This is a genomic window from Psychrobium sp. MM17-31 (genome assembly GCF_022347785.1).
In the GTDB taxonomy this organism is placed as follows: Bacteria; Pseudomonadota; Gammaproteobacteria; order Enterobacterales; family Psychrobiaceae; genus Psychrobium.
In genome coordinates this window covers 387,187-413,292 of the sequence record NZ_JAKRGA010000003.1, presented here as the reverse complement: position 1 = coordinate 413,292, position 26,106 = coordinate 387,187, and the positions used below count along the sequence as shown (strand labels likewise).

Annotated in this window: 12 protein-coding genes; 10 read left to right on the top strand and 2 right to left on the bottom strand. The window is 43.5% G+C overall.

Features of this window, described 5'->3' with window-relative positions; all coding sequences use genetic code 11:
* Positions 1-333: 333 nt before the first annotated feature.
* Complete coding sequence (gene fadE / locus MHM98_RS10650; protein WP_239439257.1) at positions 334-2,754, bottom strand: acyl-CoA dehydrogenase FadE; 2,421 nt, start codon at positions 2,752-2,754, stop codon at positions 334-336.
* A 253-nt stretch (positions 2,755-3,007) separates the two neighbouring features.
* Here fadE and MHM98_RS10645 point away from each other — a divergent pair, with 253 nt between their 5' ends.
* Positions 3,008-3,808, top strand: a complete 801-nt coding sequence (locus MHM98_RS10645; RefSeq protein WP_239439256.1) for a class II glutamine amidotransferase — start codon at positions 3,008-3,010, stop codon at positions 3,806-3,808.
* Between the two features lie 66 nt (positions 3,809-3,874).
* On the opposite strand, the gene suhB is transcribed toward MHM98_RS10645, so the two are convergent.
* The gene (suhB, locus tag MHM98_RS10640; RefSeq protein WP_239439255.1) at positions 3,875-4,678 is read right to left on the bottom strand and encodes an inositol-1-monophosphatase; all 804 of its coding nucleotides are present in this window, start codon (positions 4,676-4,678) and stop codon (positions 3,875-3,877) included.
* Between the two features lie 301 nt (positions 4,679-4,979).
* Here suhB and trmJ point away from each other — a divergent pair, with 301 nt between their 5' ends.
* The 9 genes from trmJ to MHM98_RS10595 all read left to right on the top strand — a co-directional run bounded on the left by trmJ (position 4,980) and on the right by MHM98_RS10595 (position 26,058).
* Positions 4,980-5,747 carry a tRNA (cytosine(32)/uridine(32)-2'-O)-methyltransferase TrmJ gene (gene trmJ, locus MHM98_RS10635; RefSeq protein ID WP_239439254.1) on the top strand — a complete coding sequence of 256 codons (768 nt, stop codon included), beginning with the start codon at positions 4,980-4,982 and terminating at the stop codon, positions 5,745-5,747.
* 111 nt (positions 5,748-5,858) lie between these two features.
* A complete protein-coding gene (iscR, locus tag MHM98_RS10630; RefSeq protein WP_239439253.1) occupies positions 5,859-6,353 on the top strand; it encodes a Fe-S cluster assembly transcriptional regulator IscR in 495 nt (164 codons plus the stop codon).
* A gap of 191 nt (positions 6,354-6,544) precedes the next feature.
* Positions 6,545-7,759 carry an IscS subfamily cysteine desulfurase gene (locus tag MHM98_RS10625; protein WP_239439252.1) on the top strand — a complete coding sequence of 405 codons (1,215 nt, stop codon included), beginning with the start codon at positions 6,545-6,547 and terminating at the stop codon, positions 7,757-7,759.
* A 29-nt stretch (positions 7,760-7,788) separates the two neighbouring features.
* Positions 7,789-8,163 carry a Fe-S cluster assembly scaffold IscU gene (gene iscU / locus MHM98_RS10620; RefSeq protein ID WP_239439251.1) on the top strand — a complete coding sequence of 125 codons (375 nt, stop codon included), beginning with the start codon at positions 7,789-7,791 and terminating at the stop codon, positions 8,161-8,163.
* A 47-nt stretch (positions 8,164-8,210) separates the two neighbouring features.
* The gene (gene iscA, locus MHM98_RS10615) at positions 8,211-8,534 is read left to right on the top strand and encodes an iron-sulfur cluster assembly protein IscA (RefSeq protein ID WP_239439250.1); all 324 of its coding nucleotides are present in this window, start codon (positions 8,211-8,213) and stop codon (positions 8,532-8,534) included.
* Between the two features lie 13 nt (positions 8,535-8,547).
* On the top strand, positions 8,548-9,075 hold the full coding sequence (gene hscB, locus MHM98_RS10610) for a co-chaperone HscB (RefSeq protein ID WP_239439249.1): 528 nt from the start codon (positions 8,548-8,550) through the stop codon (positions 9,073-9,075).
* A 62-nt stretch (positions 9,076-9,137) separates the two neighbouring features.
* Positions 9,138-11,003, top strand: coding sequence for a Fe-S protein assembly chaperone HscA (gene hscA, locus MHM98_RS10605; protein ID WP_239439248.1), 1,866 nt, complete (start codon positions 9,138-9,140; stop codon positions 11,001-11,003).
* Positions 11,004-11,050: 47 nt separating this feature from the next.
* Entirely contained in the window at positions 11,051-11,389 is a 339-nt protein-coding gene (gene fdx, locus MHM98_RS10600) for an ISC system 2Fe-2S type ferredoxin (RefSeq protein WP_239439247.1), read from the top strand.
* Positions 11,390-11,748: 359 nt separating this feature from the next.
* Positions 11,749-26,058, top strand: a complete 14,310-nt coding sequence (locus tag MHM98_RS10595) for an Ig-like domain-containing protein (RefSeq protein ID WP_239439246.1) — start codon at positions 11,749-11,751, stop codon at positions 26,056-26,058.
* Positions 26,059-26,106 lie beyond the last annotated feature (48 nt).

Sequence of the window (26,106 nt, the reverse complement as noted above, 5' to 3'; positions counted from 1 at the left end):
GGGTACATTAGAAGGAGCTATGATTACAGATAGACTTAATTTGCAGTAAAGAAGCTTATTACTAGCAAAATTTTCACTAGTTAGAGTATGACAATAAAAATAAGCGCATCTTTGTTACAAGTATTTAGTTTGAGGGAGATATTGCTGTTAGCCCGTCTATTTGGCTTTTCTGGCACAGTAACGCATGTTTAACATAGTATTTGGTTGGCGGAAAAGGTTTTATGTTTCGTTGAGTCGAGAGTGCTGTTAATTCGTGTTGTGATTTTTCGGGTCAAACATGCAGGCATAAAAAAGGCCAGTCAATTGACTGGCCTTAATAGCGTTTAGTGTGTCTTACGACTTAACTACTAAATCTTGTGGGTCAAAATCATCAACGTTAATTGATTTTAAGCGGCCGATTTCTGTCTTGCGTAAGTGCTCAGCTTCATCTTCACTAATGTGACCATCGGCTAAGGCTTTCTCCGCTAACTTATCTAAGAAAATAAGCTGCTCTTTGGTGCCTGTTGCCTTACTGATTTTAGCGATAATGCCCTCTGCATCAATCACATCACGTAATGTTTGCTCTTGAATACCAACCACGTTGTGCTCTGTTGGTTTCCAGTATTGGCCTTGACCAATGCGATCACGCGTCATATTTGGCGTTTGTAAGATCTTAGAAATCTCGTGATCTAACTCATCGTATGGTGCAACTAGCGTAATACCAGTAGGGTACATTACGTAGCGTAAGATTTTGCCAACCCATTTGATAGGGAAGTTGCGTAGTAATTCATCTAACGAGGTTTGTGCCTTAAATAGTGAATCACGTGCTGCCCAGTGAACAAATGCTAAATCGGCTTGCTGACGACCTTCATCATCAAAACGTTTTAACGTAGCGCTTGTTAAGTACAACTGACTTAAAATATCACCTAAACGTGCTGAAATACGCTCTTTACGTTTAAGATCGCCGCCTAAACAAGCCATAGCAATATCAGATAAGAACGCTAAGTTTGCAGAGAAGCGGTTCATGTGCTGATAGTAGCGCTTGGTTTCGTCATTAAATGGCGATGCTGAAAAGCGGCTGTTGGTTAAACCTAACCATAAGCTGCGACAGAAGTTACTGATAGCAAAACCAATATGACCAAAAACCGCTTTATCAAAATCTTCTAATGCAACGCGCTCATCAGATTGATTTGCCGCATCTAACTCAGCTAATACGTATGGATGACAGCGAATAGCACCTTGACCGTATACGATCAATGAACGGGTAAGAATGTTTGCGCCTTCTACAGTGATAGCAATTGGTGCGCCTTGGTAACCACGACCAACGTAGTTGTTAGGACCCAAACAGATACCACTACCACCGTGGATATCCATAGAGTCAATTACACAGCGTTGCATGCGGTCGGTTAGGTGATATTTCACGATAGCTGAAATCACTGACGGTTTTTCACCTAAATCGATAGCACCTGTCGTCATTGTTGTTACGGCGTCCATTAGGTAAGCGTTACCACCGATACGTGCTAATGGCTCTTCAATTCCTTCCATCTTACCGATTGGAACCTTAAACTGACGACGAATGCGTGAGTATGCACCTGTAGCAAGTGCTAGGGTTTTAACGCCACCGGCACTGTTTGACGGCAGGGTAATACCACGACCAACCGATAGACACTCAACCAGCATCTGCCAGCCACGACCAGCCATTTTCGGGCCGCCGATAATGAAATCAAGTGGGAAGAATACGTCGTTACCGCGCGTCGGACCATTTTGGAACATCACGTTTAATGGGAAGTGACGACGGCCTGTTTCTACGCCTTCAATATCTGTCGGAATAAGGGCACAAGTGATGCCTAAATCTTTCTCATCACCAAGTAACCCCTCTGGATCTTCTAGTTTAAAAGCAAGACCAAGCACTGTAGCTACTGGTGCTAGCGTAATGTAGCGCTTGTTCCAAGTAATTCGCATACCCAGTACTTCTTCGCCATTCCATTCGCCTTTACATACGTAACCGCGATCTGGGATCGCACCAGCATCCGAACCAGCTTCTGGGCTAGTTAATGCAAAACATGGGATCTCATCACCTGACGCTAAACGCGGTAAGTAGTGATCTTTTTGCTCTTGCGTACCATAATGCTGCAATAACTCTCCAGGACCTAACGAGTTAGGAACACCAACAGTTGACGCTAATACCGAACTTACACCTGATAATTTTTGTAAAACACGTGATTGCGCGTAAGCAGAAAATTCAAGACCGCCATATTTCTTTTTGATAATCATCGCAAAGAAACCGTTGTCTTTTAGGTATTGCCATAATTCCTGTGGCAAGTCTGCTTTTTCATGACAAATCTCGTGCTCGTTTGCCATAGCACAGGCTACTTCTACTGGGCCGTCTAAGAATGCTTGTTCTTGCGCGCTTAATCGCGGTGCAGGGTAGTTGTGCATTTTTTTCCAATCTGGTGCGCCTTTAAATAAGTCGGCTTCCCACCAAGTTGTACCTGCATCGATAGCTTCTTTTTCGGTACGAGACATCTCAGGCATGATTGAGCGGTAAAGCTTAAGCAGATGCACACTGATATATTGTTGTCTAAACGATGTTACGTTTAACGGTACAGCGATAACGATAAACAATAACCACACAAGTGTTGAAACATGTGTCGCCATAGAGAGGATAAGAAGTGCAATACCAATTGCACCGGTGAAGGTAATTAAAGACGCGCGCTTATATGCAAGGGTTCCCAAGCAAGCAAGTACTGCGACTATGAAGAGTAAAGTAAACACGTAAGTTCTCCTTTAATCGTTACACTTTATAACTCGTCCTACCAGTTTAACCTAACTAATTTAGAAAGTGCCAGCATTATTAGAACAATTGTTTGAATATTTTTGCTATTTGACGCTTAAATGCCTTTAACAAACAGGTCTTAACAAAAGACTAGGAAAGGGTTTGAGTTTCTTGCTATCCGCCATTAGACTCTCTCAACCTAGGGCTGTTTATCTGCCTCGCGAACGAGATGTTAATGGAAGGAAATGACAATTGTGTGAATTATTGGGCATGAGTGCCAACGTGCCAACGGATATTGTATTTAGTTTTACCGGATTAGTAGAGCGCGGTGGTGTCACTGGGCCGCATAAAGACGGTTGGGGCATTACTTTCTATGACGGTAAAGGCTGTCGCAGTTTTAAAGATCCATTGCCAAGTTGTGAATCTCAGGTCGCTAATTTAATCAAATCTTATCCCATCAAGAGTGAAGTGGTGATAAGTCATATTCGTCAAGCGAATCGCGGTGAGGTTAATCTTGAAAATACCCATCCATTTACTCGCGAGTTATGGGGCACTAATTGGTGTTATGCCCATAATGGACAACTGTCTGACTATGAAGAAGCCCTCGCTACATCAAGATTCAAACCTATTGGCCAAACCGATAGTGAATTAGCCTTTTGTTGGTTATTGGATTTACTGGCGCAAGAGTTTGACGAAATGCCTCAAGATACCTCGTTGATATTCGAGTTTATTCGCAAGCATGCAGACAAACTGAGATCGTTTGGCGTGTTTAATATGCTGCTGACCAACGGTGATTATTTAATTGCTTATTGCAGTAATAATTTAAGCTGGATTACTCGTCGTGCCCCTTTTGGTAAAGCGACCTTAATTGATACCGATGTTGTGATTGATTTTCATAAGGAAACTACGCCCAATGATATCGTCACTGTGATTGCTACAAGGCCGCTGACCAATAACGAAGATTGGCACATTATGAAAGAAGGCGAGTGTGTCATGTTTAAATTAGGTGAAGTGATGCATCAGCATATTCCGCAGGAAGTAACTGCTAAATAGTTTTGATACAAGATCAAAAAAGGCGCTAATCAGCGCCTTTTTCATTGGTGTTATCTCAGCGTTATATTAACGAGATAAAGCAGGCGTTAGGTGAGGGCGCATCTTAGATAAGATAGCCTTAACAACCTTTGGGTTACCTACAACGATGTTACCTGAAGAAACATAACCGTGGCCGCCAGTAAAGTCTGTCACGATACCGCCAGCTTCTTTTACTAGTAATTCACCAGCTGCTGTATCCCATGGTTTTAGACCGATCTCGAAGAAACCGTCTAAACGGCCTGCGGCAACGTAAGCAAGATCTAACGCTGCTGAACCTGCGCGGCGCATGTCTGCAACATCGTCGTACATGTCAGAGAAGATCGATAGGTACGTATCTTTGTAGTGCTTGACTTTGAATGGGAAGCCTGTTCCGATCACTGTGCCTTTTAAGTCTTTTGCTTTAGATACACGTGTGCGGTAGCTGTTGTATTGTGCGCCTTGACCGCGAGTAGCTGTAAATAGCTCGTCGCGAACTGGATCGAAAACAACAGCTTGCTCTGTTTTACCATTAACTTGTAGTGCGATAGAAACCGCGAAATGTGGAATGCCTTTGATGAAGTTAGTTGTGCCATCTAAAGGATCGATAATCCATTGGTATTCACTTTTTGCATTGCCTTGTTCACCGCTTTCTTCACAGATGAAGCCGTGATCTGGGTATGATTTACTAATCACTGCCATGATTGCTTGTTCAGCTGCAGTATCAACTGACGTTACTAAGTCATTTGAACCTTTTTGATTTGTTTCAACTTTATCTAGCTGCTCAGTCGCTTGCATAATAATCTTGCCTGCGCTACGAGCTGCCCGAATTGCAATATTTAGCATCGGATGCATACGTGTATACCTTTGAATTTTAAAGAACGGTTGCTTGCTGTTTGCCAGCAAGATTTAATCGGCGCACATCATATCAGAATATATGCGCTAGACAAGCGTTGCTGATAAAAATCACGTACTTGCTCACGCTTTTATTGTCAAAAAAACTGCTGTTAGATCAAAGTGGCAATTAATACTAAACGCCTTCAAGTTTTTAAAGAAAATAGCCAAATGTTTTGCTATGATGCGCCGATTATTTTTGGCGGTTAAGTGCTTAATGCTTAGGCTGCCTACCAATTTAATAAAGAATATAGGTCGTTTTGTGAGCACGCAACCAACTCAAATCAATGATTCATTATCGCTACTACCTCAGGTAAAGGTGATTCTTGTTGGCACCACCCATCCGGGCAATATCGGCAGTGTCGCCCGTGCCATGAAGACAATGGGCTTGTCAGATTTAGTCTTGGTTGATCCACAAACAGAGATCGATGAGAAATCTCAAGCCTTAGCAGCAGGCGCTAAAGACTTATTAGAAACAGTCACTATTGAAAGTACGTTAGAAGAGGCGGTAAAAGATTGCGGTTTAGTAATTGGTACCAGCGCTCGTTCACGTACCTTACCATGGCCGATGTTAGATCCGCGTGAAAGTGGGATTAAACTGATTAGCGAAGCGAGTAAATATCCTGTGGCTGTTGTTTTTGGGCGTGAAAACAGTGGTTTGACTAATGAAGAGTTGCAACTGTGTCAGTATCACGTGTGTATTCCAGCCAATCCTGAGTACAGTTCACTTAATTTAGCGATGGCGGTACAAACGCTGTGTTACGAAATCCGCATGGCGGCACTTGCAGGCGTTAAGGAAACCGAAGAAGAGTATCCGTTGTCTGATAATATGGAAGGCTTTTATCAGCACTTGGAAGAAACTTTGAGTCAGATTGGCTTCATTATTAAGGCGCATCCGGGACAGGTGATGACAAAACTACGCCGTTTATATAACAGAGCGCGTCCAGAGGCCATTGAACTTAATATCTTGCGCGGCATTTTAACTGCCACCCAACGGGGCAGAATCGACAGCGATAATGAGAGCAAATAGTCAATTAGTATAAATAATCACTAATCCGACTAAATTACTCGGGTATATACTTGACTAAAATACTCGGGTTTGATGTAATTGCCGCCATTATCACTATTGCGAGGCAATGTAATGAAATTAACTTCGAAAGGACGTTACGCGGTAACGGCGATGTTAGATGTTGCATTACATCAAACACAAGGACCTGTTTGTCTAGCAGATATCTCCGAAAGGCAGCGAATTTCATTGTCGTATTTAGAGCAGTTGTTCTCGAAATTGCGCAAAGCCAAATTAGTAGAGAGCATTCGCGGCCCGGGTGGCGGTTATCAATTGGCCAAAGAAGCCGTTGAAATCTCTATTGGTGCAGTTATCGGAGCCGTTAACGATTCTGTGGTAGCGACGCAGTGTAAAGGCGATAAGCCTTGTTCACCGAGCGGACGCTGTTTAACGCATTCATTGTGGAATGACTTTAGCGTTAAGATGCAGGATTTTTTAGACAGTGTTTCCTTGGGGGAATTAATGGATAACTCCGAGGTGATAGCCATAGCGAATAAGCAAAATATGGCACAGGAAATGGCTGGCAGTGACCAGCAAAATGAAATTTTTCATACCAATCAGTTAGGTTAATCCTAACTATGGTGTAGGCGTAAGAGCGCCGAATGCCAGTGCAAACGCATAAACTATTGTGCAAGGGCACTTGGATTAAAGAAACGAATAATAATTATAGTAACGTTAAATTAGCAGTTGTAATAATTAGCAGTTTTTAAAATTAGCATTAAATAGGCTAGTTACTCAGTAGTAACTAGGTGGAGCAATAAATGAAATTACCAATTTACTTCGATTACGCGGCAACCACGCCAGCTGATCCGCGCGTTGCGCAAAAAATGATTGATTGTTTAACGATGGAAGGTAACTTCGGTAACCCAGCCTCTCGTTCTCATCGTTTCGGTTGGCAAGCAGAAGAAGCAGTTGATATTGCGCGTAACCAAGTAGCAGAGCTAATCAACGCTGATGCTCGCGAAATTGTTTTCACTTCAGGTGCTACTGAATCAAATAACCTTGCGATTAAAGGTGCTGCGCACTTTTACTCGAAAAAAGGCAAACACATCATTACTTCTAAAACTGAGCACAAAGCCGTATTAGATACGACGCGTCAACTAGAGCGTGAAGGTTTTGAAGTAACTTACCTAGAGCCACAAGCTAACGGCATCATCACCGTTGAACAAGTTGAATCAGCATTGCGCGAAGATACGGTATTAGTGTCTATCATGCACGTGAACAACGAAATCGGTATCATCCAAGATATCGCTGCAATTGGTGAAATGCTACGTGCTCGCAAAGTAATTTTCCATGTTGATGGCGCGCAAAGCCTTGGTAAATTAAACATCGATTTAAGCGAACTTAAAGTTGATTTAATGTCATTCTCAGGCCACAAAATCTACGGCCCTAAAGGCATTGGTGCACTTTACGTTCGTCGTAAGCCACGTATTCGCCTAGAAGCGCAAATGCACGGTGGTGGTCATGAGCGTGGTATGCGCAGTGGTACACTAGCGACACACCAAATCGTTGGTTTCGGTGAAGCTTGTCGTGTTGCGGCATTAGATGCAGCAAAAGATAAAGAGCACATTGAGCGTTTAAGCCAGCGTTTAATCAACGGTTTAATGAAAATTGAAGAGACTTACCTCAACGGCGATCGCGAGCTGGGTTACAAAGGCATTGTAAACATCAGCTTTAACTACGTTGAAGGTGAGTCGTTAATGATGGCATTAAAAGATTTAGCCGTTTCATCAGGCAGTGCTTGTACATCAGCGAGTCTTGAGCCTTCATACGTGCTACGTGCATTAGGTTTAAACGATGAGATGGCTCACAGCTCAATTCGTTTCAGTGTTGGCCGTTTTACCACCGAAGAAGAAGTTGATTACGCCATCGAGCAAATGACCAATTCAATCGACAAATTACGTGAGATGTCACCGCTTTGGGAAATGTTCAAAGACGGTATTGATTTAGACAGTGTTGAGTGGGTTGCCCACTAGGCGACCGAGCAAGAGCAGGAGATAGTACAATGGCATACAGCGAAAAATTATTAGACCATTACGAAAACCCACGTAACGTAGGTTCATTTGACAAGAACGATCCATCAGTAGCGACGGGAATGGTAGGCGCACCAGCTTGTGGTGACGTGATGAAACTACAACTTAAAATTAGCGACGATGGCATTATCGAAGACGCTAAGTTTAAAACCTACGGTTGTGGTAGCGCGATTGCATCAAGTTCACTAGTAACAGAGTGGGTGAAAGGTAAATCATTAGAAGAAGCGGGCGCCATTAGCAACCGTGATATTTCTGAAGAGTTAGCATTACCACCAGTAAAAATTCACTGCTCTATCTTAGCGGAAGACGCTATCAAAGCAGCAATTGAAGATTACAAAGCAAAATAGTTTGATTGGCGCAGTGCATGCTGCGCCTAAGTTTTAGGGTTTCTATTATGGCAGTTACTGTTTCTGAAACAGCCGCGCAACGCGTGAGTAGTTTTCTCGATAATCGCGGTAAAGGTATTGGTTTGCGCTTAGGTGTTAAGACCTCTGGCTGTTCGGGCCTCGCTTATGTTTTAGAGTTCGTTGATGAGCTAAACGATGGCGATGAAGTGTTTGAACAACACGGCGTAAAAATCATCGTTGATGCAAAGAGCTTGGTGTACTTAGATGGTACTGAGCTTGATTTTGTAAAAGAAGGCCTCAACGAAGGGTTTGAATTTAGAAACCCTAACGTCGACGGTGAATGTGGTTGTGGCGAAAGCTTCTCAGTGTAATTGCTAATCCTCAATGAATTATTTTGAATTATTTGCGCTGCCAACGTCATTCGATCTTGATGTTGGCGAGTTAAAAGCAAAATACCTTGAACTGCAACGTCATGTTCACCCTGACAATTTTGCCAATGCTACCGAGCGTGAACGCTTGATGGCTGTGCAAAAAGCCGCTCAAATCAACGATGGCTTTGACGTATTAAAAAATACTGACTCTCGCGCCCAGCACATTCTATCGCTTAATGGCGTTGAATTAGCCCACGAAACGCAAACGCTAAAAGATCCTATGTTTTTAATGCAGCAAATGGAGCTGCGTGAAGCCTTAGAAGACATTCCAAGCGCTGGCGATCCTGAAAGCGCATTAATGGACTTTCAAGACGAAGTTAACGGCTATATCAAGGCGATTAATCGTTCATTTTCACAATTATTTGCCACCGGCGATCAAGCATCATTCGAGAAAGCAGGTGATGAAGTACGCAAGCTTAAATTTATGCTTAAGTTGTCGCAAGAAGCTATCGCATTAGAAGACAAGCTATTTGATTTTTAAGCTCGAATCCACTGTAGAGTTCGAGTTAAAATATTGGCAATTCATTTGATAAAGACTTAATTATGGCCTTATTGCAAATTTCAGAGCCGGGCCAAAGCACGGCTCCTCATGAACACCGCTTAGCGGTTGGTATCGATTTAGGTACTACCAATTCTCTTGTTGCCACAGTACGCAGTGGTGAAGCGGTTACGTTAGCCGATCATCAAGGTCGCGATTCTTTCCCATCGATTGTGCATTACGGCGAAAATGGCATTGAAGCGCATCATGACGCCAAGCTTCACGCGATTAGCGATGCCATTAATACGGTGGTTTCGGTTAAGCGTTTTATGGGACGTACTCTCAACGACATTAAAGCGCAGCATGATGAATTGCCATATATTTTAAAGCCAACAGAAAACGGCTTAATTAATATCGACACGCGCCAAGGCTTAGTTAACCCAATTCAAGTTTCAAGCGAGATTTTGCGCCCTCTAGTAGCGCTTGCTGAAGAATCGCTTGGTGGTGATTTGGTTGGTGCGGTTATCACTGTGCCTGCTTATTTTGATGATGCACAGCGTCAAGGCACCAAAGATGCGGCTCAGTTACTCGGCCTTAAAGTATTACGTTTACTTAACGAGCCAACCGCTGCTGCTATTGCTTATGGCTTAGACAGCCACGAAGAGGGCGTAATCGCCGTTTACGACTTAGGCGGTGGTACTTTCGATATTTCAATTTTACGCCTTAATAAAGGAGTATTTGAAGTATTAGCGACTGGTGGTGATTCGGCATTAGGCGGTGATGATTTTGATGCCTGTGTTAGCCAATGGATTATCGAGCAATCTGGTTATACTGGTGAGCATTCGCCTGCACTGCAACGTGAAATTACCCGCGTTGCCTGTGACGCTAAAGAGCAATTAAGTTTCTTAAAAGTTGCTAAATTATCCCTTGATTTACCATGTGGCACTAGTTGGCAAGGTGAATTATCGCGTGAGCAATTTAACGAGTTAATCGCGCCGTTAGTTAAACGCACTATTATGGCGTGTCGCCGCACCATGCGCGACGCTGACTTATCCGTTGAGGAAGTCGGGCAAGTGGTAATGGTTGGCGGCTCTACCCGTGTGCCATTAGTACGCGAGCAAGTAAGTAGCTATTTTGATCGCGAGCTATTAACCAGCATCGATCCAGATAAAGTTGTGGCCATTGGCGCGGCAATTCAAGCAGACATTTTGGCAGGTAATAAACCAGAGTCAGATATGTTACTGCTAGACGTATTACCGTTATCCCTTGGTTTAGAGACCATGGGCGGTTTGACGGAAAAAGTGATTCACCGTAATAGCACCATTCCAGTGGCTAAAGCGCAAGAGTTCACCACCTTTAAAGATGGTCAAACGGCGATGGCGCTGCACATTTTGCAAGGTGAACGTGAACTGGTTGAAGACTGTCGTTCACTAGCGCGTTTCGAGCTACGCGGCATTCCGCCGATGATGGCGGGCGCGGCGCATATTCGCGTGACTTTCCAAGTCGATGCTGATGGCCTATTAAGCGTTAGCGCGATGGAAAAGAGCAGTGGTGTACAAGCGTCAATCGAAGTGAAACCATCATTTGGTCTTAGCGATAATGAAGTGGCTAAGATGATCAAAGATTCGATGACTCATGCGAAAGGCGATATGGATGCTCGTATGTTAGCCGAAGAAAAAGTTGAAGCTTCACGGGTACTTGAGGGCTTAGTTAGCGCAATTAACGCCGACGGTCAGTTACTTGATGAGCAAGAATTAGCAACTATTCGTCATGCGATGTCAACGCTAGAGCAGGCAGTTGAAGCTGGTGATATTAAAGCGATTAAACAAGCGATTAGCGATTGTGATACGGCAAGTAGTGATTTTGCTGCTAAGCGTATGGATCAATCGATTCGCGACGCGTTATCTGGTCAGTCAGTAGACGATATTTAAATTTGAATTGAGATGGCGTAAAGGTACGTCATTGTTAGGAGTGAACAATGCCTAAAGTTATATTTTTACCTCATGAAGAGCTGTGCCCAGAAGGCGCTGTGGTTGAAGCGCGTGAAGGTGAAACATTATTAGATATCGCATTAGAAAACGGTATTGGCGTAGAGCATGCGTGTGAGAAATCTTGTGCCTGTGTGACTTGTCATATGATCGTTCGTGAAGGCTTCGATTCGTTAGAAGAGTCAGATGAGCTTGAAGACGATATGTTAGATAAAGCTTGGGGTTTAGAGCAAGAATCTCGTCTTGGTTGTCAGGCAGTTATTAGCGATGAAGATCTTGTGGTAGAAATTCCAAAATACACCATTAATTTAGCCTCTGAAAATCACTAATTTTTAACAGCTAAATTTTTATGAAAAAGCAACGACTAGCTCGTTGCTTTTTTTATGTCTGAGCTAAATGTGATTAATTGTAAGTAATAGTATTAGATTTGGTATTAGATTCGGATTTTTGACTAGTTATAAGTGCTGGTTTTATAGCCATTTTATTGCTCCAGATTGGCTTAGCTTGTAAAGTTAAGCCACTGTTAATTTAAGATAAATCCTGACGTCCAGATCTTGAATCAATCTAACTACTTAGTTTTATTGTTAAAAATGATCGGAGGATTTAAGAATTCTGTTCTTTCTTCAAGGTGGTCGTTCAGTGTATTGGGGAGGGTCAACAGATATGTATAGAGTAAAGGACCCGTACCATGAACAGCTATCAAACCTCGCTTGCTGCCCTCGTTATTGATATTGAAAATCCAGCCCAGAACAACTTAACTTCCTTAGCCATTGGTACTGAGATCGCGCAAGATGAACATATACAACTTGCAGAGCAGGGATCTGTCACCTTGTTAATGTCTGATGGTAGTGTTCGCAAGGTCTCTCAAATCGACAATGCAGTATTATCTGTTCTTGAACTTGATAGTAAGACTATGTCGATATCTGCCATCGGTGACATTGAGCCAACAAATAACGAGATCGCTGAGTATCTGGAGCGTTTTCGTGAGCAAGCAAGCGAAGGATCTGCTCAGGAGCAATCTTTATCAATTATCGACGCGCAGTTAGAAAGCCAAGATGTTTTGTTAACGTTAGCAAGCAGCGAGCCGCTATCCGTTGACGATGTGATTTCTTTGCGATTAACTAACGATGCTCAGACAAGCGAGCTATTGATACCTGCGAATTCAGCTGCAATTGCTGATAATCAACTGCAAGTTGTAGTTCCTAGTACGCTCGTAGACATAACTTCTCAAGTAACGATTAGTGCAGCGCTCGCTGAAGATACTTCATCACCTTCAAATGTTATTTCGCTGACTCCGTCTTCTGCTATTCCTGAACTCCCAATTATTTTAGTACCAGAAGCCGATGACGGCGGCGTCAACAAAACGGAATGGTCAAATGGTTTAGATATTCAGGTTGTGCTACCTCAAATCACTGCCGTCGGCGGCACCGTTTACATCAGCCTTAGAGATCAAGATGGCAACCTCGTCGAGAGTGCTGAGTATAAAGTACAACCAGGTGAAGTACCGGGAGATACTGTTGAGGTTAAAGTTCCAAGTGAAGATTTATTACATGAGCAAACGTATACAATTTCTGCGAGGGTAGTTAATACTACTGGCACAGTAAGTCCGCCAAGTGATGTTTTTACATTCTATGTCGATTTAGAAGCGCCAGGGGAAGGAAAGGGAGCTAATGGCGAAGATTTAGCACCATCAATTGATTTAATCGAAATAGCGCCAGCGAGTGGCGATACCTATATTAACCGCGCCGATATGCTAAGTATTGACGAAGGAGATGCTATTCCTTTCACCGCAACGATCCCACTAGGTAGCGTTGCTGGAGATAAACTCCGCGTATACATTGAAGGGGCTAATGGCATTCCAATTTTCGCCCAGTATCAAATAACCCAGCATGATATTGACGATGGCATCATGCGCGTTGATTTGTTTGACTCTTTATTAACTGCTTCGACAGCTGACGGTCAATACAGTTTGCGCGCAACTGTGGTGGATAATGTGGGCAATCAAAGCGTTGCCAGCGGCGACATCGTTTTTACTTATGATATTACCGCGCCGTTAGCGGCGCGTTTCAATATTATCGATGATGCCAGCCCAAGTGATGTCATCGTAGAAGATGGCGATTATTCTAATGACACATTACCGCTAATTAATGGTGTTGATGCCGAAGCTGGGGCAACAGTTGAGTTATATGACGGTGACAATAACCTTATTACGACAGTGACAGCAGACGATGACGGTAAATGGCAGTATCAAATCACCACACCTTTAGCCGAAGGTGCTCATCAGTTTACAACTATTCAAACCGATAAAGCTGGCAATAGAGGTGAGCGTAGTGAGCCGTTTGTCGTTAATATCGATACTACTGCCCCTGGCGCAACAGGCGGTGAAAATGGCTCGCCAGATCCACAGGGCAATGCAATTCGCTTTGTTCAAGACGATGAATACATTAACGACGGCGAAGCTGACAGTATTTCATTAGTGGGCAGTGTTGAGACTAATGGCACCATTGTGTCTATCCGTATCACTGATGGCACCAATGAAATAATTATCCCAAGTACTGACTTTTCTCTAGTTGCTGGTGCGTTAGAAGCTAATAATATCGATGTCTCTAGTTTGAACGACGGCGAACTAACCGTCGTCATGGAAGTACGAGATCAGGCGCGTAACCTAGGGAGTGTGTCAGATACCATCATCAAGCATCCAACCGAGCATACTATCGAGCCTGTTCAAGACGTTGATACTAGCGTAAATCAAGTGGCCCAAAATGCTCAAACGAACAGCTACACCGGAGTTACGGCGAATGCTATGGATCAAGATGGTGATGACGTTACTTATCGCCTAGTTGATACGTTAAATGGCCTTTTAAAAATTGATTCAGATACAGGGGAAATCTTTTTAGATAACGTGGCTCAATTAGGCTCGAAAGGTGATGTTTATCAAGCGCAGGTTATAGCGACTAGTACTGACGGCTCATCGAGCAGTGCAACCTTTGAGATTAATGTTGTCGGAAATGCTGTAGCCACACCGATCGACATTGATGATTCTACGGAATTTGCTCGCCAAAATTTAGTGTCGGAAAATGCGCTAGCTGGAACTGCTGTTGGTATTCAAGCGTTTGCCGAAGAGGATGCAGAGGATACAGTGTCTTACTCTTTGAGCGCTACAGACCTAGCTGCTGGCTTATTTGCAATCGACGCGACTAGCGGAGTTATCACATTAATAGGTGATCTTAACTATGAGACAGCACAATCACATGATGTAACCGTTATAGCAACATCATCCGATGGCAGCTCGGCAACCAATACTTTCACCATTAACGTCGGTGATAATGAAAACGGTGCCGGGGGATTGGGAACTCGCGGTGATACCGATAACGATGTTAGTGCGATAACCGATATTAACCCAGCACTTAATCGCGTCGCAGAGAATAGCCCTGTTGATACTCAAGTAGGTATTCAAGTAAGCGCAACAGATCAAGATGGTGATACTGTTACCTACCGTCTTGATAATGAAGCACAAAGCGCTGGTATCTTCGCCATTGATGCTACTAGCGGTGTCATTACGGTAGTCGGAGATATCGATTATGAAAGCAATGCATTCTTTGACATAGGCGTTATCGCTGAGTCTTTTGATCGTTCTACATCTACTCATACCTTCAGAGTGAATGTAGAAGATGTAAATGAGGCGCCAATTTTTACATCATCTCAGGGCGGTTTAGCAATCGAGATGACTGCCAGTGTTGGTGATGTGGTTGCACGGTTCACGGCGCAAGATCCTGAAGGTGATGATATTACTTACGCCATTGTTTCTGGCAATGAGCAAGGGTATGTCGAGATAAATTCTAGCACCGGCGTTGTAACCCTGACTCAAGCTGGGTTTGACGCGCTTAATGACAACCAAGGTGATATCACAACGCTAAATTTAGAAGTTAGCGCTTCTGATGGCAGTGCGCTGGCTCCTGTGATTGATAGCGCGACCGTCGTTTTAGATGAAATGGTTGACCCAACTATCGATTTACATCCCAATAGCGATAGTGGTGAATCAAATTCTGATCATATTACTTCTCAAAATCGTCCGGTAATCACTGGTACAGGTGAGCCGGGAGCTGACATTGAAATCATTATCGATGGCAACATTGTCGGCCAAGGAAAAATTGCTGGTAATGGCCAGTACAATATTCTTATTGGCCCTATTGCCGACGGAACACACGAAGTTTTCGTCAAAGCCGATGACGGTAATAACATTGAGCAATCATCAATGTCTTTAACCATTGACCGTCACGGAGTTGGTTCAGTTAGTATCGATAATATCACGGCAAACAATATTATCGATAAAACGGAAGTTAATCAGTTAACTGATATTACAGGTGGCGTTACAGGTGAGTTTGAAGCAGGTGATCAAGTAACAGCAACCATTAATGGTCAGCAATATCAAGGAAGTGTAAATAGCGATGGCTTAACGTGGACCATCGAAGATGTTTCTACCGATGATTTAATCCTCGATACGCAATTTAAAGTACAAGCAACTGGCATTGACGTCTCAGGTAATCAAATTGTCAGTGAGCAAGAGACAACACATCAACGTTATGCCAATAGCGCACCTATTGCAGTTAATGATCCCGGTATTAGCAATTCAGGACAGCGACTCGATATAGATACTTTTCAATCTAATTTGGAAGGCTGGAAAGGCGGAAGAAGGCTATATAATTCTTTGCAGATAGCCAAGCAAAAAACAGCGACTAAAGTGTTTGATTTTGGGGAAGAACACGCTGGACAAACGGTTATTATCTCCTATAAGGCTCGCGGCACAAATAAATGGGATGCCAATGGTGATCGTATAATAGGGAACTTTAATGACGTCACAGTTAATAATAAACACACTAATGGCGTTTGGAAAAATACGAATGGCATTGCAGTTAAACTAGATTCTGAAGGCAAGCTAACGGCATCTTTTAAAGCAGCGACTAATGCCAAGAACGAAAAAGCGTTTATCGATAACTTTACCGTGGTTGGCGGCCACGATTTTCAAGATGTTATTACCACCAATGAAGACAACGCACTGACTATTGATGTATTAGCGAATGATAGCGATCCTGATGCGAGTGACACACTTCGTATTAGCCACATCAATGATGTAAATGTCGTCGATAGCGATAAACGAGTTCCTATTCGCAACGCCGATGGCGATATCGTTGGGCTACTCAGGGTAGTCAATGGTGAAATCAAGTTTGAGCCTAACTCAACCTTGGATAGCCTTAAAGAGGGAGAGCGTCTCAAGCTTACCTTTGATTACACCATCACTGATGGCTTCTTAGACGATGACAATAATCCAGCACAAGATAGTGCAACAGTCACGTTTTACGTGATTGGTACTAATGACCTTCCTGTTATCGAAGTGCTCACAACTGAGCTAGATGAAAATTCACAAGAAATTATCATTGGCCATATTGATGACATAGACGGTGATTTAGATATCGCTAATAGTGAGATTTCGGCGCTTCATGGCACGGTGTTTATCGAGAGCGATGGCGATATTGTTTACACGCCAAATGCCAATTATGACGGTCAAGATACCGTTACCATTATTGCGCGCGATGAAGCAGGGGCAGAAGTACCTAAAACGATAGAATTGACTATCAACAATATAAATAACGCTCCCGATGCTCAAGATGATCATCTGCCAGACACTGGTACTAAAGAAAATAAAACTCTGACCATCGATGTCTTAGCCAATGATATTGATTTAGACAACGACCCATTAACTATCACGCATATCAATGATCATGAGATAAACGGAAATACGCCAATTGTGATTAAACAGAATGGTGTTAATGTCGGCGAAGCTTGGGTTGAAGGTGGAGAAATTAAGTTTGAAGCTTACGGCATTCTTGTAAATGGTGATAAAGAGTCTTACCAATTTAACTATACGGTGTCAGACGGTGAAGATTCTGATAAAGCCAATGTCTCTTTCAATCTAACAGGTGTTAACGATAAACCGGTTATTACCCAAATTGAAACTAATGTCCTTGAGGACTCAATACAGACGGTTGTTGGTAACCTGTCAGATATAGATGGCGCTATCGATATCAATAAATCAAATGTTAGTGCGACTCACGGTCAAGTCGAAATTCTGAGTAATGGCGATATTGTTTACACGCCTGATACCAATTACTTTGGCCAAGATATCATTACGATTCTTGCCGTAGACAATGAAGGTGCCAGTCGCAGCGGCCAATTTAACTTAACCGTTGAAAACGTTGGTGATAACGTCGGCAAGGTATTCGATGCTAGTCCACTAACTAATGCGGTATTAGAGCATGCGGCTAACGGCTCGGCTGTTGGAATTACCGCATTAGCATTCGATGCTGATCCTAATGACCAAGTCACTTACTCGTTGAGTAAAAAAGATCAAGATGCTGGCATTTTTGAAATTGATGAAAACTCAGGTGTTATTTCGATTAAGGATAGCTCGCTGTTAGACGGCAGAGTCGATCCAACGTTGTCGGTTACCGTTATTGCCACAAGTACAGATAACTCAACCTCGAAAGAAACCTTTACCGTGAATGTAATCGCTGGACCTTCGGCAGAGTTGGGCATTGAAGGCATCGCCGCAGCAGGAATGTTGTTGTCTGACACCGACGATGAAGTCGTCATGACAGGTACTGTGACCAATAAAATTGATGGCGGCTTAGGCAATGACACCATTACTCTAAATATGTCTAAAGAAGCATGGCTGAACAACGTTGGCAACATTCAAAATCTAGTCCTAAATTTTGAGCAGCTTCATTTTAGCGATGGCGAGTCGTTAAATCTTAATCAAGCACATGTCGCCTCTAAACTAACGGGGATTAATACAGCTGATGGTAACGATGAAATCACGTTAAACACCGCTAATTCGAAGACGGTAAATAGCGGTGGCGGTAATGATGATGTTGAGATCAAAAATGATAACAGCGGTGCGATTAATCTTGGCTCAGGTAACAATAGATTAACTATTGATGGTGATAGCAATGCAACTATAACTGCAATAGATGATAACGACACAGTGACTATTGAAGGGAATGCGGTAGCGGTAATTCGTCTCAATGGTGGTAATGATTTGCTGACAATCAAGGGCAATAGCGATGCCATTGATATGGGCGCTGGTAACGATACTGTCGATATAGAAAGCGACAGTACTGGCGAGGTGTCACTCGGCTCAGGTAATGACAGCATTATCATTGCTGGTAGTGTGAGCGCTATTGTTGATGGTGGAAGCGGTGATGACAGCATTACACTTGCTCTATCTCGTGCCGATTGGGATGCGAATTTAGATGATATTCAATCATTTATTCAAAACTTTGAAACGTTAATTTTCAACGACGGCACCAAAATAGAAAACTTCGAAGTAACGCCTTCTATGCCGGTATTAAGCGCTGGTGATGATGATGTCATTATTGACGGCGATACTAACGCTGCACTTAATACGCTTGGTGGTAATGATAAAGTTAATATCATAGGCGATCAACAGCACAAGGTTACTTTAGGCGCTGGCAATAACACCCTAGATATCAGTGGTGACAGTAGTGCCAAGATCAGTGCTGGTGGTGAGCGCGATACAATTACTATTACCGGCAATGCCAATAGTGATATTAACGTAGGCGCTAATCGCGATATCGTTAATATCACGGGTAACGCTAATAATATTAATGCGGGGGCTGGTGATGACAGTCTGAGCATCGGCGGCAATGTTGCTGGCAAGATTAGCGCAGGTGATGGTAATGATGTTGTTACTATTGATGGTGATGTATTAGGTGAAATTGATGGCGGTGCGGGACACAATACGCTAACCCTGAATATTTCACTCGCTCAATGGCAGGCAAATTATCAAGGCATCCAACAAGCCGTTACTAATTTTAGTCTAATTAAGTTTAACGATGGTAACGAGCTAGAGCTTCCTATTGTCGACGCCGCACAGCTTTCAAACGGCGATGATACGCTTGTATTATCAGAAGTAGAACAGGGTGGCTTATCTACCCGCGAGGGCAACGATCATATTACGATTACTGGTAATCAAACTCACGCAGTAAACCTCGGTACTGAGGACGATACGTTAGTCATTGAAGGTCACTCGCAAGCAGATATTAACGCGGGTAAAGAAAACGATATCGTTACCATTAGTAACAACAGCTATCAGCATATTAATTTAGGCGAAGGCGATGATGAGCTAACGCTTGCCAAGAATATCGGTACTATCGATGCTGGGCAGGGGGATGATGAGATTGTCATTGGCAACGGTGTTACCGGTGAGATTGATGCTGGCAGCGGTGATGATATTGTTACCATTAAAGGCAAGATCACCGCAGATATCGACGGCGGCGATGGCGATGATGTGCTCGACCTCAATATTACTCGTAATCAGTGGAATAATAATTATCAAAATATTCAGAATTACGTTTCTAATTTCGAACGAATTAACTTCAAATCAGGCGCTAGTGTAGTTAGCTCTAGCAATCGTAAGTTCCATAACTTAAGTACCGATATGGCGCTAATGCTAGCGGCGTATGACGATATAGTCACGGTATCGACCAATCTAACTAGCGCTAACTTAGGTGATGGTAATAACGAATTAACTGTAAGCGGTTATACCCGTTATCTGAAAGCGGGTGATGGTGATGACATCGTTACCCTTGGTAGCACGTTACATACCAATAGCCGCGATGACCAACTGGACTTAGGGGATGGTAATAACACCTTAACTATTACGGGATCCGCAATGGGCCTAAATGTTACCACGGGCAGTGGTAACGACGAGCTTAACTTTGCGCAAATCGGACCTTCAACGTCTTATAAGAGTGATGTTGAAACTGGCGCTGGCAATGACGAAGTGATTATTACTGGCCAAGCTTACGCAAATATTTTACTTGGTTCTGGTGATGACGTATTAACACTGACACAAGGTAATGTTCATGGCACTATTAACACTGGTGCAGGTAATGACATTGTCGATATTCGCAATGGCTTTACTAGCGATATTGACACAGGAAGTGGTAATGATCGCGTAACTGTTGGTAATTATACAGGCGCAGTAGCGCTAGGTAGCGGTAATAATAATCTTGATGTAACCAACGCAGTCAATGGTGCTCTTAGTGCTGGTGATGGGCAGGATATTGTGAATATCGGCTCGGCTGGCAGTACGATTAATTTAGGTCATGGTGACAATGAGCTAACCGTATCGGGAGGTGTTGCTGGCAATATCAAGGTCGGTGACGGTGATGATGAGGTAAATATTGGCAGTGCAGCTGCGCAAGTGAACCTTGGTGATGGCAGGAATGAACTTAATGCCACGGCTCAAGTTGAAAGCATTAGTTCTGGCGCTGGTGACGACAGTATTAATGTAGCTGGTCATGTGACGACAGCTCACCTTGGTGATGGCGATAATGTATTTACCGTCGGTGGTTACACCCGTTATGTAAGCATGGGAGAAGGAGATGATGTTGTCACCTTAGGCTCAACCCTTCATACCAACAGCCGCGATGACCAACTCGATTTAGGCGATGGTAATAATCAATTAACTATTACTGGTGCGGCGATGGGACTTAACGTTACCTCAGGCAGTGGTAATGATGTATTCTCTTTTGCGCAGTTAGGCCCATCCACATCTTACATGACGGATGTTGAGACTGGCTCGGGTCAAGACATTGTGACCGTGTCAGGCATTGCTTACGCGAATTTTGACCTTGGTGATGGTGACGATACGCTAGATATCACCAATAGCTATGTTACTGGTACTATCGACACAGGCGCTGGTTCAGATACTGTGACAGTTAAGCAATATACGCAGCAGGTAGATCTAGGCAGTGGTGATAATACACTGACTGTCGAAGGCGCAGTTAACGGCAGTATTACAGCGTTAGATGGTAAAGATATTATTACTGTTGCTTCCGCGGGCACTGTGGATTTAGGCGCTGGTGATAATGAGCTTACAGTCAGCGGTGGATTATCAGGAAATCTCACCCTTGGCGATAACGACGATACAGTTGATATTGGCGCTAGTGCGCAAGCTATCAATTTAGGGCATGGCGATAATGAGCTTGAGCTAGAAAATACTGCTACTTCAGTTCACGCGGGTGATGGTGATGATACTGTAACTATCGGCGGCGCGATGAGTAACATTCACTTAGGAGATGGTGACAATAGATTATCTATCGGTGGTTACTCGCGTTATCTGAGTGTTGGCGACGGCGATGATGTTATTACGCTAGGTAGCACATTACATACCAACAGCAGAGACGATCAGCTCGATTTAGGCGATGGCAATAACAGATTAACTGTTACTGGCGCGGCTATGGGGTTAAATGTTAATTCTGGAAGTGGTCAAGATATTCTTAATTTTGCGCAAATTGGTCCATCAACTTCCTACATGTCAGATGTAAGTGTTGGCGCTGGTGATGACCAAATTAAGGTAACGGGTCTTGCATACGCCAACTTCGACTTAGGCGACGGCGACGATAAACTTAACGTTACAACAGGTAACGTAACTGGGACTATCGATGCTGGTGCTGGTGACGATGTTATCAAAGTTACCCAAGGCTATAGCGCCGATATTAATGCTGGCAGTGGCGATGATAAAGTCACGGTTGGTAACTACGCAGCGACCGTCGATCTTGGCGCTGGCAATAATACCTTAACAGTGACAAATGCTATCAATGGCAGGTTAACGGCAGCTGATGGCAATGATGTGGTTAATATAGGCTCGTCAAGTTCATCGATTGACTTAGGCGATGGTGTAAATGAGTTAACTGTTGATGCAGGCATTAGTGGCAATTTAACGCTCGGTGATGGCAACGATACGGCGGTTATAGGCGCTGCTATAAATAATGTTGACTTAGGTGATGGTGAAAATGCCTTTAGTGCTGGTGGCGTAGTCGCTTCTATTATCAGCGGTTCAGGCAAAGACGATGTCACCATCGGAGGGCATGCAACCACAGTCCATCTTGGAGATGGTGACAATGTATTAGATGTGGGCGGTTATACCCGATACCTATCAACTGGCGATGGTCACGACAGAGTCACGCTTGATTCTACACTGCATACCAATAGCCGAGATGATCAACTTGATTTAGGCGATGGTAATAACTTTTTAACCATTACTGGTAGCGCAATGGGCCTAAATATTAATACTGGTGATGGCACTGATACCTTGGACTTATTCCGCGTCGGCCCATCAATGTCTTATATGACAGATGTCACTACTGGAGCTAGTAAAGACACTATTACAGTGCGCGATGAAGCCTATGCTAATTTCGATCTTGGCGAAGGCAATGACACTTTACGAGTGACTAATAAGAATGTTTATGGTGCCATCGATAGTGGCTCCGGTAACGATGTTGTAGAAATTACACATGGCTTTGCCGCAAATGTTAGCACTGGCGATGGTAATGACGAAGTCACTATCGGCCAATACGCCGCCACAATTTCTCTTGGTGATGGTAATAATACCTTAGACGTGGAAGGCGCTGTAAATGGTGCGTTATCAGCGGGAAGTGGCAAAGATATTATTGAGATAGGCTCAGCATCTTCATCAATTGATTTAGGTGACGGCAACAATGAGTTAATTGTCGATGCACATGTTAATGGTCGCCTTGATGTAGGAGATGGTGATGACACCATCACCATAGGAGCAGGTGCAACTGATGTAACATTAGGCGATGGCATTAATCGCTTTACCGCAGGCGCTAATGTTACATCAGTCAATGCAGGAGAAGATCGAGATATTGTTGATGTTGGAGGCCATCTAACAACAGTCCACTTAGGCGATGGTGACAACGAATTAACGGTTGATGATTATACGCGTTACCTGAGTACAGGTAGTGGTGATGATGTGGTGACTTTGGGCTCAACGCTTCACACGAACAGCCGTGATGATCAGCTTGATCTTGGCGATGGCGACAATACATTAACTATTACTGGCAGTGCGATGGGGCTTAATGTCAATACTGGCTCTGGCACCGATGTACTTAACTTCGCACAGATTGGCCCATCGACGAGTTATATGTCTGATGTCACTACTGGTGCGGGACGAGATACGGTGACGGTTACAGGTGTTGCTTACGCTAACTTTGATTTAGGTGAGGGTGATGACACTCTGAAAGTAACCACCTCAAATGTTCACGGTACTATCGACACAGGTGCTGGTCACGATACCATCGAAATTGACAACGGATTTGCCGCTGCAATTAATACAGGGGCTGGTAATGATGATGTCTCTGTCGCTAACTATGCGGCGAGTGTGGATCTAGGCGATGGTCGAAATACATTAAATGTAACCAATAGCGTTAATGGCAATATTAATGCTGGTGATAGCAAAGATGTTGTAACTGTTGGCAGTGTTACCGGTAGTATCAGCTTGGGGGATGGCGCTAACGAGTTTACAACGACTGCTGGTGTCGCTGGCCAAATGACCTTTGGTAAAGATAACGATACCGTGACTATCGGTACAACGGCTACGAGTGTCGACCTTGGTGATGGCAACAATCACTTTAGTGCAGGTTCAAGCGTGAGTACTGTTGTTAACGCAGGCGACGGCGATGATGTTATTGATATCACAGGCTATGCAACAAGTGTCCATTTAGGTGATGGTGATAATACGCTCGATGTCGGCGGTTATACACGCTATGTCAGCATGGGGGATGGCGATGATGTGGTTACACTCGAGTCAACCCTACATACAAATAGCAGAGATGATCAGCTTGATTTAGGTAACGGTGATAATACGTTGACCATTACTGGCAATGCTATGGGATTAAATATTACCTCTGGTAGTGGTGATGATACCTTTAGCTTGCAGCAAGTGGGCCCAAGCAGTAGTTATTTAACTGATGTTGAAGTAGGAGCTGGCGATGATTTTGTCACAGTTGCGAAAGCATCTTACGCCAATTTTGATCTGGGAAGTGGCCGTGATTATCTTAAATTAGAAGCGGGGCTTACTGGTACAGCAGACGGTGGTGATGGTCATGACGCGGTTCGACTAAATCAAACCTTAGCGCAATGGGAAGCTGCATCGCAGTCAGTACGCGATCAATACACTAACTTTGAACAACTTGCCTTTAACGATATTACTATTATTACTAACGCGTTAGCAGAAGATGTTGCCAACGGCGCTGAAGTGGGTATTCAAGCTGATCTTAACGATCTTGAAGGCGATATTACTTACAGTATTGTCGATAAAAATGGCAAGAAATTGACTAACGGACCGTTCGAAATAGATCCTAACACAGGTTTAGTCACTGTACGTGACGCGACGCAAATCGACTTTGAAAATCAGCAGTTCATGGACGTTATCGTGCAACGTAAAGTCGATGGTGGCGGTAAGTCTAATGAAATCTTTAGAGTAGAAATCGCAGATGCAAATGATCCTGTGATTGCTGAAAATGATTTAATTGCTACGGATACTGGCGGGCCAGGTATCGATTTTAACCACGTATTTACTTTCGACCAAAGACGTTTATTAGCCAATGACGTTGATCAGGATGGTGATCCATTACAGGTAGTGGCAGTTAACTCGCTGACTAAAGGGGACGTAGTTCTTAATAACGATGGAACCATTACTTTTACGCCCGGCAATAAATTCAAAGGAACTGCGACGTTCGAATACACGGTATCAGACGGTAATAGTACTGATACGGCTGTAGTAACCGTCAAATATCAAGAAGACAAGACTGCTGAGGGAGTTATCGTAGATGAGAATGCCCTTAATGTTTCTGGTGCTGCTAATGTTCAAGTCGCAGTGACAATGCCGACGATTGAACTAGTTGACGATGACGGTTCAGAGTCACTCATTGCAGTGATGAGCGGTATTAAAGATGGATTTGTGTTGCGAGATACTAGCGATGCAAGCCATGTCTTTACGGCAAGTAGTGGTAATAATTCAGTCGATATTTCAGACTGGAACTTATCAACCCTTACAATTCAAGCTAATGCCAATGAAACCAGTGAACATCAAATGACGCTGTCATTAAGTACACGTGAATCAAATGGTGGTGCTATCAGTAGCATTACCACAGTAACCTTCACTGTTGGTATGACGCGTTGTCCTATTATCCTTGATTTAGATGGCGATGGCGTTGAAACTCTCGGCTTAGAGCACGGTGTGTCATTTGATATTGACAATGATGGCACGCAAGAAACCACTGGTTGGGTTGGCAAAGACGATGGTTTACTGGTTCGCGATGTGAATAATGACGGTATCATTAACAATGCTTCTGAGCTTATTGGTCAAGACACTGTTAAATCAAATGGTCAACGCGCGGTAGATGGCTATGACGCGCTGCGCGATCTGGATACAAATAACGATGGCGTATTTAACGCACAAGATGACGCGTGGTCGCAAATGCAAGTATGGCAGGACCGCAATTCTGATGGTATTTCACAACAAGATGAAATGCTGACGTTAGCGCAAGCCGGTGTTAATGAAATTGCACTGCAATCTGAGTCAACCAGCATTGATGATAAAGGTAATATCATTGGTGAAACTGGTACTTATACAGATAGCGACGGTAATGAGCAACAAATGGCTGATGTGTGGTTTGCTTATCAGGAAGTAGAAGTGAACGCAGAGCACCACAATGAGACAGGGGAATCAGACGTCTATGTATTTACTGAAGCCACTGGCTTGTTGGACACCATTAAGGACTTCAATGTTGATCTCGATAAGCTCGACCTATCAGAGTTATTAATTGACGAATCAGTTGAGAATTTAGGTCAATATTTAGATTTTAACTTCGACGAACAAGGCACTACCATCTTGATTAGTGCCGATGGTGGTGAGGAAGTGACTTCAACAATAGTGTTGGATGGTGTTGATTTATCAGAGGTATATGGCACTGTTGATACGAGTACTATTTTAAATGGATTAATGGGTGAGGACGCATCTGGTGCGTTATTAATCTCGCAAGAATCGACAAGTAGCGAAACTCCACCAACGTCATTGGACGACTTAGATCAGGACACTATTTATTAAACAATAAATTGAATAGTTCAAGGGCGGATATAGCAATATATCCGCCTT

Excerpts from the sequence above, each read along its gene's own strand:
- iscR (WP_239439253.1), top strand. The coding sequence starts at position 5,859 with ATGAAATTAACTTCGAAAGGACGTTACGCGGTAACGGCGATGTTAGAT.
- hscB (WP_239439249.1), top strand. The coding sequence starts at position 8,548 with ATGAATTATTTTGAATTATTTGCGCTGCCAACGTCATTCGATCTTGAT.
- iscA (WP_239439250.1), top strand. The coding sequence starts at position 8,211 with ATGGCAGTTACTGTTTCTGAAACAGCCGCGCAACGCGTGAGTAGTTTT.
- MHM98_RS10595 (WP_239439246.1), top strand. The coding sequence starts at position 11,749 with ATGAACAGCTATCAAACCTCGCTTGCTGCCCTCGTTATTGATATTGAA.
- iscU (WP_239439251.1), top strand. The coding sequence starts at position 7,789 with ATGGCATACAGCGAAAAATTATTAGACCATTACGAAAACCCACGTAAC.
- hscA (WP_239439248.1), top strand. The coding sequence starts at position 9,138 with ATGGCCTTATTGCAAATTTCAGAGCCGGGCCAAAGCACGGCTCCTCAT.
- MHM98_RS10625 (WP_239439252.1), top strand. The coding sequence starts at position 6,545 with ATGAAATTACCAATTTACTTCGATTACGCGGCAACCACGCCAGCTGAT.
- suhB (WP_239439255.1), bottom strand. The coding sequence starts at position 4,678 with ATGCATCCGATGCTAAATATTGCAATTCGGGCAGCTCGTAGCGCAGGC.
- fdx (WP_239439247.1), top strand. The coding sequence starts at position 11,051 with ATGCCTAAAGTTATATTTTTACCTCATGAAGAGCTGTGCCCAGAAGGC.